Origin of the sequence: Sphingomonas sp. 7/4-4, assembly GCF_027941955.1 — a bacterium.
Lineage (GTDB): Bacteria > Pseudomonadota > Alphaproteobacteria > Sphingomonadales > Sphingomonadaceae > Sphingomonas.
The window spans coordinates 1,080,841-1,093,275 of the sequence record NZ_CP115960.1 but is presented as its reverse complement, the minus strand read 5'-3'; the positions used below and the strand labels follow the sequence as shown (position 1 = coordinate 1,093,275).

General features: G+C 65.1%; 9 protein-coding genes and 1 pseudogene. 5 read left to right on the top strand and 5 right to left on the bottom strand.

Annotated elements, in window-relative coordinates; all coding sequences use genetic code 11:
- Positions 1-72 precede the first annotated feature (72 nt).
- From PIB19_RS05570 to PIB19_RS22810, 4 genes and pseudogenes are all read right to left on the bottom strand, one after another.
- A complete protein-coding gene (locus PIB19_RS05570) occupies positions 73-1,131 on the bottom strand; it encodes a glycoside hydrolase (RefSeq protein ID WP_271240006.1) in 1,059 nt (352 codons plus the stop codon).
- Entirely contained in the window at positions 1,128-2,306 is a 1,179-nt protein-coding gene (locus PIB19_RS05565) for a M24 family metallopeptidase (RefSeq protein WP_271240005.1), read from the bottom strand. Before PIB19_RS05565 ends, PIB19_RS05570 begins: the two co-directional genes overlap by 4 nt.
- Positions 2,307-2,439: 133 nt before the next feature.
- Positions 2,440-3,201 (bottom strand): annotated as a pseudogene (locus tag PIB19_RS22815) (NAD(P)/FAD-dependent oxidoreductase); the annotation flags it as partial.
- A complete protein-coding gene (locus tag PIB19_RS22810; protein WP_336297318.1) occupies positions 3,144-3,500 on the bottom strand; it encodes a hypothetical protein in 357 nt (118 codons plus the stop codon). The pseudogene PIB19_RS22815 and the gene PIB19_RS22810, both read right to left, overlap by 58 nt.
- Before the next feature lie 100 nt (positions 3,501-3,600).
- Here PIB19_RS22810 and PIB19_RS05555 point away from each other — a divergent pair, with 100 nt between their 5' ends.
- From PIB19_RS05555 to PIB19_RS05535, 5 genes are all read left to right on the top strand, one after another.
- Positions 3,601-4,515, top strand: a complete 915-nt coding sequence (locus PIB19_RS05555; RefSeq protein WP_271240004.1) for a dihydrodipicolinate synthase family protein — start codon at positions 3,601-3,603, stop codon at positions 4,513-4,515.
- A gap of 8 nt (positions 4,516-4,523) precedes the next feature.
- A complete protein-coding gene (locus tag PIB19_RS05550; protein WP_271240003.1) occupies positions 4,524-5,522 on the top strand; it encodes a 4-hydroxyproline epimerase in 999 nt (332 codons plus the stop codon).
- Between the two features lie 61 nt (positions 5,523-5,583).
- Positions 5,584-6,234 (top strand): GntR family transcriptional regulator, encoded by a 651-nt coding sequence (locus PIB19_RS05545; RefSeq protein ID WP_271240002.1) that lies wholly within the window; start codon positions 5,584-5,586, stop codon positions 6,232-6,234.
- A 27-nt stretch (positions 6,235-6,261) separates the two neighbouring features.
- Complete coding sequence (locus PIB19_RS05540; protein ID WP_271240001.1) at positions 6,262-7,677, top strand: amino acid permease; 1,416 nt, start codon at positions 6,262-6,264, stop codon at positions 7,675-7,677.
- 47 nt (positions 7,678-7,724) lie between these two features.
- Positions 7,725-9,233: a glycoside hydrolase family 27 protein gene (locus PIB19_RS05535; protein ID WP_271240000.1), complete on the top strand. Its 1,509-nt coding sequence runs from the start codon at positions 7,725-7,727 to the stop codon at positions 9,231-9,233.
- 129 nt (positions 9,234-9,362) lie between these two features.
- Here PIB19_RS05535 and PIB19_RS05530 read toward each other — a convergent pair whose 3' ends face one another.
- Positions 9,363-12,167, bottom strand: coding sequence for a TonB-dependent receptor (locus PIB19_RS05530; protein WP_271239999.1), 2,805 nt, complete (start codon positions 12,165-12,167; stop codon positions 9,363-9,365).
- Between the last annotated feature and the right edge of the window lie 268 nt (positions 12,168-12,435).

Below are 12,435 nucleotides of genomic sequence, written 5' to 3'. Positions count from 1 at the left end.
CAATGTCAAAGAGCCGGTTGCGATACGCCACACCCCTGGGTGGAGAGCTCGACAACCATTGATAAAATATCGTCATCCCGGCCCCTTCGACTGCCTGCAAGGCAGGCGCTCAGGACAGGCTTGAGCCGGGATCCCGCTTCTTCGGCTCGCCCGAAAGGTAGCGGGACCCCGGCTCAAGGCCGGGGTGACGAGGGAAGCAGACGAAATCCTACATTGCAAGGCCGAGATCGGCCGCAGCGCAGGATCATCAATTGCCCGATCAGCACACCTCGGCGGTGCTCTTCGGGATCGGTCCCGGCGGCACGCGCGCCGGATGCTTGTAAAGGGGTCGCCCGGCAGGCGATGCCGGTCGCCATAGACCGCACGCAGCACTGCGGCGAGCGCCGGGTCGTGCCAGCGCAGGTCGGTGTCGGACAGGATGCGCACGCCGTCCACCACTGCGAGCTTGTTCGAGTTGAACCAGAATTGCGTGCCCTCGGCCCAATATTCCTGGACCGTGGTCGCACCATATTCGCCGGTCCACAGGCCCTTGTCCTTCGCCGCGGCATAGGCCTTCTCGACCTGCGCGTAGAGCGTTGGGTCCACTGCCTCGACCGCGTAGAGGATCGCGTGCGAAAATTCGTGGACGAGGATCGTCTCGCCATAATATTTGGTGCCGGGGATCGCGAGCAGATTCTCGGTGGCGGCGCTGGTCAGCAGCCCGCCCATGCCGCGCGCGCGGCGGCCCCAATATTCGCGGTCGGTCAGCCGGCCGATCCGCACGTCATATAGTTTGCGCTCGCACCGCGTGAGCCGCGGATCGTCGATCGCCGGCTTTTTCCAGTCGCGCTGCTCGGGGACGTCGGTGGTGCGTTCGTCGACTCCCATCACCATCACGCGCTGACCGGCCCGCACCAGTTCGCGGGCGAGATCGGGGCGGCGCGCGAGCATCGCTACCATCATGCGCCGCGCGACCTGCAGGGCTTCGTCGGGCACTGCCAATGAGGACGACACCGGAATGCCGTCCGCATCGACCGATTTGACGTAGAAGGAGTCGAGCCCGAGCGCGACCGGCGGCGGGCCGACCGGCACGGGCTTGCCGACGCATGCGCCGAGCGTGGCGACGATCAGCAGCGGAAAGGCACGCCTCATGCGAAGGGGCGGTCGATCGAATGCTGCGGCTCAGTGAACCAGGCGGCGCCGGTTTCGGTCACGTACATATGGTCCTCCAGCCGGATGCCGAAGCGCTCCGGCACGACGATCATCGGCTCGTTCGAGAAGCACATGCCGGGCGCCAGCGGCGTGCGGTCGCCCCGAACCAGATAGGCCGGCTCGTGGATCGCCAGTCCGATGCCGTGTCCGGTGCGGTGCGGAAGGCCGGGCAGGCGATAATCGGGGCCGAGCCCGGCGCGTTCGAGCACGCGGCGCGCGGCGGCATCGACGCTCTCGCACGGCGCGCCCGGTTCGACTGCGTCGAATGCGGCGGCCTGCGCTTCCTTCTCCAGCGCCCAAAGCGCGCGGATCTCGTCATCGACCGCGCCGAACGCATAGGTGCGCGTGATGTCCGAATGATAGCCATGGACCGTGCAACCGGTATCGATCAGCACCAATTGGCCTTCCTCGAGCTGCTGGTCGCCGGGCAAGCCGTGCGGATAGGCAGTCGCGATCCCGAACTGCACCGCGCAGAAGGTAGAGCCGGCGGCGCCCAGCGCGCGATGCGCATCGTCGATGAACCGCTTGACCGTGCTCGCGCGCATGCCGGGTTCGAGGATGCGCGCGGCGCGGCGATGGACTTCGAGCGTCATCTGCTTGGCCTGATGCATCAGCGCGAGCTCGGTCGCGGATTTGACCATGCGCAGGCCGTCGATCACCAACGCGCCGGAGACCGGCCGGAACGATGCGCGCAGCGGCTCGGACCAATGGAACGGGAGCAGCGGATCGAGCGCGAGCACCGCGTTCGGCGCAAGGCTGTCGGCGATCAGTGCCAACGGGCTCTCATCCTCCTCCCACAGCAGCAATTCGGCATCGATTGCCAGCTCGGCCTCCAGCGATCCGCGCTCGAATGCGGGGCAGATAATCCACGGCTTGCCGCTGACCGGCAGCAGCATCGCCACCAGCCGCTCGGTCGGCGACCAGCCGATCCCGGTAAAGTAGCGCAGGCTCGGCCCGGCATTGACCAGCAGGGCGTCGACACCGATCGCCGCCAGACGTGCGCGGGCGCGTTCCAGGCGCGTGTCGCGCTCGTCTTTGCCGATGGGCGGGGCAGGGGAAGGCCATTGCTCCAGCGCGGCGAGTTCCGCCGCGATAGTCGAGCCGCCGATGGTCATGCGCGTCCTCCTTGCCGCCGAATCGTTCGAGGTCGAACGGCGTCAGATCGATGTGGGGATTGGTTTCGTTGGCCAGCGCCGCCACCAGTTCGGCCGTGATCGGCGCGAGCGTCAGGCCCAGATGCTGGTGCCCGAAGGCGTAAAGCAGATTGGTCGCGCGGCGCGACCGGCCGATCGCCGGCAGATAATCGGGCAGAGTGGGGCGGGCGCCCATCCAGCGGGTGAACGGCGGATGCATCGGCAGGCCGAGCTCGGCGACATGGCGTTCGAGCCGCTCCCATTTGCGCGGATCGGGCGGGGCATCGGCGCGCGCGAGCTCGACGAAGCTCGCCGCCTGCACGGTATCGGCATAGCGGGTGACGATCATCGATCGGTCTTCGAACACGATCGGCGGCAAGTCGGCGGGCCATTGATCCGCGGCGGCGCGGATGTGATAGCCGCGTTCGGCGATGATCGGCGCGCGATGGCCGGCGCGCTCGACCAGTGCCTTGCTGCCGACGCCCGCGGCGACGAGCACGAGATCGGCATCATGCCCGGGTATCCGGGCCCGGCCGTGTTCGACGGTCAGCGTGCCGGACTCGCGCAGGATCTGCCCGCCGCGGCGGATCACGTCGTGCTCCAGTGCGTCCGCCAGTCTTCCGAGATCGGCGATCTGGCCGGTGCCTTCGAAGCGTAGGGCGCCTGTGATCGGCGCGTGCGTCACCGCCCGCATCCGTGCGAGATCCTCGGGCGTGGCATCGCCGATGCGGGCAGTGCCGATATCGGCGGCGCGCCACGTCGCCTTGCCGGCTTCCGCCTTGGCCGCGTCCGCCCAGGCGACGAAATGGCCGTCAGTCTTCACCAGCTCCGGCGCCCAGGGCGCGCGCTGCCATGCGGGGAGCGCCTCGGCGAGCAGGCTGCGCAGGGCATCGCTGCCCGCGCGGAAGCGATCGGGTCGCGCCGCGGTGAGAAAGCGCAACGCAAAGGGAAGCCAGTCGCCGATCGCACGCATCGGCATGTCCAGCGCGCCGCCGGCGGCGAAGCGCCGGCTCCAGGCCGATCGCAGGCTGGCCATCGAGGCGAGGGGCGCCACCTGTTCGGTCGCGATGTGCCCGGCATTCCCCAGGACGCCGCGTCGCGCGCCGACGACGTCTCCAGCACGGTGACTCGATGCCCGGCGCGGAGCAGCGCGGACGCGCAACTCAGCCCTATCACCCCGCCGCCAACGATCGTAACCTGCTTCACCGGCACTCCTCTATTGCAACGCAAAAATCCGTATCGTATACGTTATTCGACTTCAAGAACGGGGTATCAAATGACGATCGGTTGGAAGGGCGTTTTTCCTGCAGTGACGACTCAGCTGAGGGAGGATCTGTCGATCGACCTGGCCGATACCCAGCGCGTAGTGGACGATTTGATCCGTGACGGCATTACCGGCGTGATCGCGCTGGGGACGGTGGGCGAGAACAACTCGCTGGATTTCGAAGAGAAAGTCAGTGTGCTCTCCGCGATCGTCGAAGTGGTCGATGGCCGGGTTCCGGTGATCACCGGCGTTTCCGAATATGATACGCGGCGCGCGGTTCGTTACGCCCAGGCCGCGGAAAAGGCCGGCGCCGATGGCCTGATGGTGCTGCCGCCGATGGTCTATGTGCCGAAGCCGCATGAGATGGTCGCGCATTTCAGGGGAGTGGCCGAGAAGACCGGGCTGCCGATCATGCTCTACAATAATCCGCCTGCCTATCGCAGCGTGATCGACAATGAAGTGCTGGAAGCGCTGCGCCCGGTTAAGAACATCGTCGCGGTCAAGGAATCGGCGCCGGACACGCGCCGCTTCACCGATTTCCGCAACGCATTCGGCGAGCGCTACGTGCTGTTCGCGGGCCTCGACGATGTCGCGCTCGAGGGCCTGTTCCTCGGCGCGCAGGGCTGGGTCTCGGGCCTCACCAATGCGTTTCCGAAGGAATCGGTCGAACTGGTCGCGGCGTTCGAGCGTGGCGACTACGCCAAGGCGCTCGAAATCTATCGCTGGTTCATGCCTTTGCTCCATCTCGATGCCGAGCATGACCTCGTCCAGTCGATCAAGCTCGCCGAGCAGGTGATGGGTCGCGGTGCGGAACGCGTGCTGCCGCCGCGCTATCCGCTCGAAGGCGCACGCCGCGCCGAAGTGATCGCCATGGTCGAGAAGGCGGCGGCGACGCGGCCTTCGCTGAGCGTCGCGCAGGCGGCCTGACGCACAAGATGCGGCATACTTTCTTCTGCATCGACGGCCACACCGCCGGCAATCCGGTCCGGCTGGTGGCCGGCGGCGCGCCGTTGCTCAAGGGCGCGTCGATGTCGGAAAGGCGGCAGGACTTCCTCGCGCGCTTCGACTGGATCCGCACGGGCCTTTGCTTCGAGCCGCGCGGGCACGACATGATGTCGGGCGGGTTCCTCTACCCGCCGACGCGGCCCGACGCCGATGTCGGCATATTGTTCATCGAGACCTCGGGCTGCCTGCCCATGTGCGGGCACGGCACGATCGGGATGGTGACGTTCGGGCTCGAGCACGGGCTGATCCAGCCCGCCGAGCCCGGCAAGCTGCGGATCGAAGTGCCCGCGGGGGTGATCGACATCGCCTACACGCGGGAAGGTGACAAGGTCACCGCAGTGCGGATCACCAATGTGCCTGCCTATGTCGCGGCGCGGGGTATCCAGGTCGATGTCGAAGGCATCGGCCCGCTTTCGATCGACGTCGCTTATGGCGGCAATTATTACGCGATCATCGAGCCGCAGGGCGCCTATACCGGGCTCGACGATCTCGGCGCGTCGCGGCTGATCGACCTCAGCCTGCGCATTCGCGAGGCAGTGCGCGAAAAGTTCGAGCCGGTGCATCCGCTCGACTCCACCATCCGCGGCGTCAGCCACCTCCTGTGGGCGGACAAGCCGCGCGGGGACGGCGCCGACGGGCGCAATGCGGTGTTCTATGGCGACAAGGCGATCGATCGCAGTCCTTGCGGCACCGGGACCTCGGCGCGGCTCGCGCATCTCGCGGCGGCGGGCAAGCTCGCGGTCGGCGATCGCTTTGTCCATGAGAGCTATATCGGCAGCCGCTTCATCGGCCGCGTCGAGGCGGAAACGCACCTCGGCGATCAGCCTGCAATCATTCCGTCAGTGGAAGGGTCGGCAATCGCAACGGGCTTCAACACGATCTGGATTGATCGTGCTGATCCTTTCTGGGAAGGGTTCCAGGTCAAGTAATGGTTTGGCTTTCGCGCCGTTCATTCGAACACAGGCGCTCCCACTGCAAGGAGAGACGGTCATGAGCATCGTCGTACGTACGCTTGCCGATCGTGTCTTCGAGATCGTGCGCGAGCAGATCGTGATCGGACAATTGCCGGACAATTTGCCGATCCGCCAGGATGCCCTGGCTACCGAACTGGGCGTCAGCAAGATCCCGCTGCGTGAGGCACTGGCTCGACTCGAGCAGGAAGGGCTGCTGACCAGCCACGCAAATCGCGGCTATTTCGTCCAGCCGATGTCCGCGCTGCAGGTCGACGAGATCTATGTGCTCCGCCTCGCGATCGAACCGCCTGCCGCGGTCTATGCCGCCGAACGGGCAACCGACAAAGATCGGGACATAGCGGTCGAGGCCTTTCGCGAGCTCGATGGTGCGGCCGCCAGCAACCTCGCCGAAGTCGCGGTGCGCAATCGCCATTTCCACACCGCATTGGTGCGCCCCGGCGGCCGGCTGCTGACCACCCAATTGGTGGAGCGGCTGTCGATCCTCGCCGAACGCTACGTCGTTGCGCATCTGCAGCCCGCGGGCCGCGAATCGCGGGCGCATACCGAGCATCAGGACTTGCTCGACGCCTGGCTCGCACGCGACGGCGCCAAGCTGACGACGCTGCTCACGGGCCACATCCAGGGCACGCTCGACGACCTGCGCCAGCAATTCGGTTCGACGACCTAGACGACAGAGAATCAGGGGAAAAGCTGCATGTTTGGTCCGCGCAAGTCGCTCGATTCAGTAACGAAGCACGCGGAGGGCCATGCACTCGCCAAGACGCTCAGCTGGCCCCATCTGATCGCGCTCGGCGTGGGCGCGATCGTCGGCACCGGCATCTATACCCTCACCGGCGTCGGCGCCGAGCGCGCCGGGCCGGCGGTGATCCTCGCCTTTGCCATTGCCGGCGCGGTCTGCGCCTGCGCCGCGCTTGCCTATGCCGAACTGGCGACGATGATCCCCGCCGCGGGCAGCGCCTATACCTTCAGCTATGCCGCGCTCGGCGAGAAGGTCGCCTGGGTCGTCGGCTGGAGCCTGGTGCTCGAATATTCACTGGCGTGCTCGACCGTGGCGGTCGGCTGGTCGGGCTACCTGGTCGGCTGGCTGCACGCCGCCGGGGTGCATCTGCCTCCCGAGCTTCTCGCCGGGCCGCATGCGGGCGGCATCATCAACCTGCCCGCTGTGGTCGTCGCATTGGGCGTGATGGGGATGCTCGTCGCCGGCACCCGCGAGAGTGCTACGCTCAACATCGTCCTCGTCATCATCAAGCTCGTCGCGCTCGGCGTGTTCGTCGCCTTCGCGCTGCCTGCGTTCGACGGCCATAATCTCGAGCCGTTCATGCCCTATGGCTTCGGCTCGACCGAAGTCGGCGGCGAAAAGCGCGGGGTGATGGCCGCGGCGGCGATCGTGTTCTTCGCATTCTACGGGTTCGATGCGGTCGCCACGTCGGCCGAGGAGGCCAAGCGCCCCGGCCGTGACCTGACCATCGGCATCGTCGGTTCGATGCTGGTCTGCACGATCATCTACATGCTCGTCGCGGTCGCCGCGGTCGGTGCGTTGCCTTATCAGCAGCTCGCCAATTCGGCCGAACCGCTGGCTCTAGTGCTGCGGTCGCTCGGCCAGCCGGTCGCCGGCCATCTGATCGCGCTCGCCGCGGTGATCGCGCTCCCGTCGGTGATCCTCGTGATGATGTACGGCCAGAGCCGGATCTTCTTCGTGATGGCGCGCGATGGGCTGCTGCCGCGCAGCCTTGCCAAGGTTTCTCCGCGCACCGGCGCGCCGACACGGATCACGCTGATCACGGGCGTCGTGATCGCGGCAGTCGCGGGCTTCTTTCGCCTCGACGAGATCGCCGAGCTCGCCAATGCCGGGACGTTGCTGGCGTTCATTGCGGTCGGCGCCTGCCTGATGGTGCTGCGCCGGCGCGCGCCGGATGCGCCGCGGCTGTTCCGCTGCCCAGCACCCTATGTGGTCGGCACGCTGGCGATCCTCGGCTGCCTCTATCTGCTGTTCAGCCTGCCCTCGGCGACGATCCTGCGCTTCATCGTCTGGAACCTGATCGGGCTGGCCGTCTATTTCGCTTATGGCTGGCGGCACAGCGAAGTGAAGCGGCAGGCGCTGCCCGCCTGATCTGAGTTTCGGACTTTCATTACCGCTTACCGACAAGGAGTAGCCCTGTGCGACACCTGCTGACCGCGCTTGCCTTCACGACATCGCTCACGTCCGGGGCGGCGTTTGCCCAGACGCGCTTCGACGGCGTCTGGCTGTTCGACCACGCCGGGCCCAATCCGGGCGTCACCATGCTGCAGGTCGCCAGCGACGGCGACCGCATCACCGGCGCAGTGACCACCAAATGGTACGGCCCGGTGACGATGCGGAATGCGCGGCTCGACAAGGGCGTGCTCACCTTCGACGTGCGCAATCTCAACGACCGCGAGCATCCCACGCGCAGCTGGACCGTGAAGCAGACGCCGAAGGGCGTGCAGCTCGTGGGGCAAATGTGGTTCTCCAAAATCGACGCGGCGGGCCGCCGCGGCACGGTGAAAGATGCCGAAGTGCGTGCCTTCCGCTTCCAGACGCTTCCCGACTGGGCGGTGGTGGAGCAGGCATCACTCGCGCCCAGGCCCCCGATGGGATGGAGCAGCTGGAACAAGTTTGCGGAGAAGATCGACGACAAGACGATCCGCGCGATGGCCGATGCGATGGTCTCCACCGGCTTGCGCGACGCCGGCTATGCCTATGTCAACATCGATGACGGCTGGCAGGGCACGCGCGGCGCCGATGGCCGCATCCGCCCCAACGCCAACTTCCCCGACATGAAAAAGCTGGCGGACTATGTCCATTCGAAGGGGCTCAAGCTCGGCATCTACAGCTCGCAGGGGCCGCGCACCTGCGCCGGGTTCGAAGGGAGCTACGGCCATGTCCGGCAGGACGCGCAGACCTTTGCCAACTGGGGCATCGACTATCTCAAATACGATTTGTGCTCGGGCGAGTATTTCTACGCCGATGCCGACACGGTGAAGCGCAGCTATGCCGAGATGGGCGCGGCGCTGAAGGCGACGGGCCGGCCGATCGTCTATTCGTTGTGCGAATATGGCCGGTTCGACGTCGGCGCCTGGGGACAGCAAGTCGGCGGGCATCTGTGGCGCACCACCGGCGACATCACCGACGATTATGCGACCATGGCGCGCATCGGCTTCGACAAGAACGGCAAGCCCGAGCACACCGGTCCGAACGGCTTCAACGATCCCGACATGCTCGAAGTGGGCAATGGCGGCATGTCGCTGGACGAATACACCACGCACATGACGCTCTGGGCGATCTCGGCCGCCCCGCTGCTGATGGGGCATGACTTGCGCCAGACGCCGCCCGAGATGCTGGCATTGCTAGAGAACCGCGAAGTGATCGCCGTCGATCAGGACGAAAGGGGCGTGCAGGGCAAGGCGGTGCGCAAGGACGGCACGCTCGAGATCTGGGCCAAACCGCTGGGCGACGGATCGGTCGCGCTGGCACTGTTCAACCGGGGCGACGCCGCGGCCAGGATGGACGCGCGTGCCGCGGATGCGGGTTTCGAATCGATCACCGCCGCGCGCGATTTGTGGCGCGGAAAGCCGGTGGCGGCCGATGCCCTGACGTTCGATGTACCGGCGCACGGCGCGGTGATGCTGCGCGTCGAGGGCAAGTGAAGGAAGGGGCTGCGACGCCCCTCGACGCTCAGTCGCGCACGACGACGACCCGTAGCACGAGACCCTTCCCTAAAAAAGGGCCGCGGCATATGCCGCGACCCGTCAAAAGTGTGAGGAGCGGGGAGCCCTCTAGAAACGGAAGCGGGCGCTGGTCTGGATCGTTCGCGCCTGGACCCGGACACCCACCGGAAGCGCGTCATAGGCACCGAAATAGGAGTCGGCGTTGTCGTGCAGCAAATTGGTGCCTTCGACGCTCAACGTCAGGAACTTGAACGGCGTGAAGTTGACTGCAGCATCGAGGCGGGAAGTCGCCTTGGTGTAGATCGAATAGCCCGGGTTCACATAATCGATATAGGTCTTGTACTTCGAGCGATAATTATAGGCGACGCGGGCGCTGAACATCGGCGTATCGTAGAGGAGCGCCACGTTGCCGGTATATTTGGACGTGTAGGGCGCATCATACAGCCCCTGCACGTTCAGATCGTCATCCCCATAAGCGAGATGGAGCGACGCTTCCGGGATGTAGGTGAAGTTCGCATTGATGCCGAAATGCTTGGCAAAGCCGGGCAGGAAGTCGAAGAACGTATTCACCTGTCCTTCGAAGCCGAAGATCTTGCCCGGGCCCGCGTTACGCGGCTTGCCGACAATATACAGGCCGTCGGCGGCAAGCGGGTTGGGCGCCAGTCCCGGAACCGCCTCACGCTGCTCGGTGTAGAAGATGAAGCCGGTCTGGTTCTTCAGGAACGTGCCCAGCGAGACCATTCCGCCCTTGCCCCAATAATATTCGAGCGAGGCATCGTAATTGTTTTCCTGGATCGCCTTGAGATCCGGGTTGCCCGCATAGACCCGTCCCTGCGTCGCGGCATCGAGGATGTTCAGAGCCGAGCGCATGTCATAGAATTGCGGGCGCTGGACGTTGTGCGTGTAGGAAAGGCGCAACTGCACCTTCGGGGTGAAATGCAGGATCGCCGTCGCGCTGGGCAACAGGTCGACATAATTGGCCTTGCTGCCGGTCGGCATGAAAGCGACGCCCTGGGCATAATCGGGCGTGCCGTTGGGCAGGAATGCCTTCCATTGGTAGCGCGAGCTTACCGCCGTGCCCCAGGTGTTGGCGTAGCGCAGGCCGATCGTGCCATCGACCGGGAAGGACGCGTTGAAGCCGTAGTTGAGCTGGCCATAGGCGGCGAAGGTGCGCTCATGCTCCTTGAAACTCTCGCCGGGATCGGTAGTCGCGGGCTGGGCCAGGGTCCAGTCGCGGCCGGTGAGATCGGCGCCGTTGCCGATGATGTAATTCCGCATGGCGGTGAAATTGTCGTACAGGCTGGCACCGTCGAGATGATACCAGGTCGGCGCGCCCTCGATGTCGGGGGTCGTCGAAGCGACGCTGATGCCGGTGGCGGCGCTCACGGCGTTCATCGTCGGTGCGGTCGCCGTCGTGAAGTAGAAGGCATCGCGATAGCCGTAATCACGCGCCATCGTGTGCTTGGTGAAACGCGCACCGAACTGCGCCGAGCGCAGCAGGCCCGTGGCGCTGGTCTGGACCGTGAAATCGAGGTTCGATGCGAACAAGGTATCGTTGTTGGTGCCGCGCTGATCGTGGATCTGGTAAAGTTTGTGGCTGGCAGGATTGCCCATGTCGACGCCGGGGAAGGTGACGAAGGGGCCGCCGCCGGGAACATTGGGCGAATTGAAATCGACATTCGCCACGGTGCCGCCGCTAAAGCGGTTCTGACTCTGGACGAAATACTGGCTCATGCCGGACCAGTTATACTGGGTGCCGAAATTGATCTGCACCTTGTCCGAGTTCCAATGCGTCTCGAAATTGGTGTTGTAGGTGTCGCTCTTGGTCTTCTGGTAGATGTTTAGCGGACCACCCGGGACGCCCTGAGCGCCGGTATTGGTGATCGTCACCGAGCGGATTGTCCCGTCGGGATTTACGACAGCATTGCTGAACGAGCCCTGATCGTTGTTGGTCTGGATGCGGAGATTGTTGCGCTCGTCGTCCGAGCGCACCCCGAGATAGGAACCTTCGATCACGAAATCGAGATGCTCGTTTGCGCGCCATTGCCAGGAGGCATTGAGCGACGGGCGCTTGATCGATCCCGATTCCACGCCGTAATTGATGGCATAGGGAATGAGCGTTTCCCGCAATGCTACGGGCAGCGTCAGGTTCGCGGGACTGCCGACAAAGAAGCCGATCTGCTGCGGCGATTCGCTGACGACGTAATTCTCGAAATAGTTGTTCTTGGTGTAGGAGCCGTTGAGCAGGAAGCCCATCTCGCCGATCGGCGTGTCGAAACGCTCGGCGAGCAGCAGGCTGGCATATGGGCTCTTGGTATCGCCGAGATCCGAGAAGGTCTCACGGAAGCTGCCGGCGACCGTCAGGCCCTTTCGCAGATCGAGCGGGCGGCGCAGCTCGACATTGACTGTGCCGGCGATGCCGCCCTCGACCTGATCGGCGCTACGGGTCTTGTAGACCTCGACCGACTTGAGCAGCTCCGCGGGAATGTCGGCAAGATTGAGCGCGCGCGAACCGGCGGCGCCGGCCTCGTTGCCGTTGATCGTGGTCTGGACGTCGCCGAGACCACGGATCGTGACGGCCTGGCCCTCGCCATGCGCTCGATCGATCTGCACGCCGGCCACGCGTGCCAGGGCTTCGGGGACGTTGTTGTCGGGCAATTTGCCGACGTCCTCGGAAACGACCGAGTCGACGATCTGCTTGGCGTTGCGCTTCTTCTCGTTCGCCGAGTCGACGCTGCCGCGGATGCCGACCACGAGGATCTGGTCCTGCGAAGGTTCTGCCGTCTCGGCCTCGTCCTGCGCTTGAGCCTCCTGTGCCATCGCCTGTGTCGCGATTAATGCGCCTGCCGAGACCGTGGCCAATGCCAAGGCCCGCGCGACGCCGCGAAAATTCATTCCGACCCGAATCTTCATCTCGTTTCTCCCCTCTGCCGTTCTCGGCTATACTATATAATGTATACCATATGACCGAGTTTGCCGCTGTCAAGAGACTGAAACAGTCGTTCGACGGCTGAGCGAGACAGGCGAAGTGTCGAAGGCCGGGGTCAATTGGAGGGCGCGGATGTGCGCTCTGCGCGCTCCAAAGGAGATGGATCGCCGCTCCGCAGGACGATGCCGGGCGACGGTGAGCTGTGTCTGGCTCGTTACAATCCCGTTGCAAAGCGTATCGATCGCTGACATT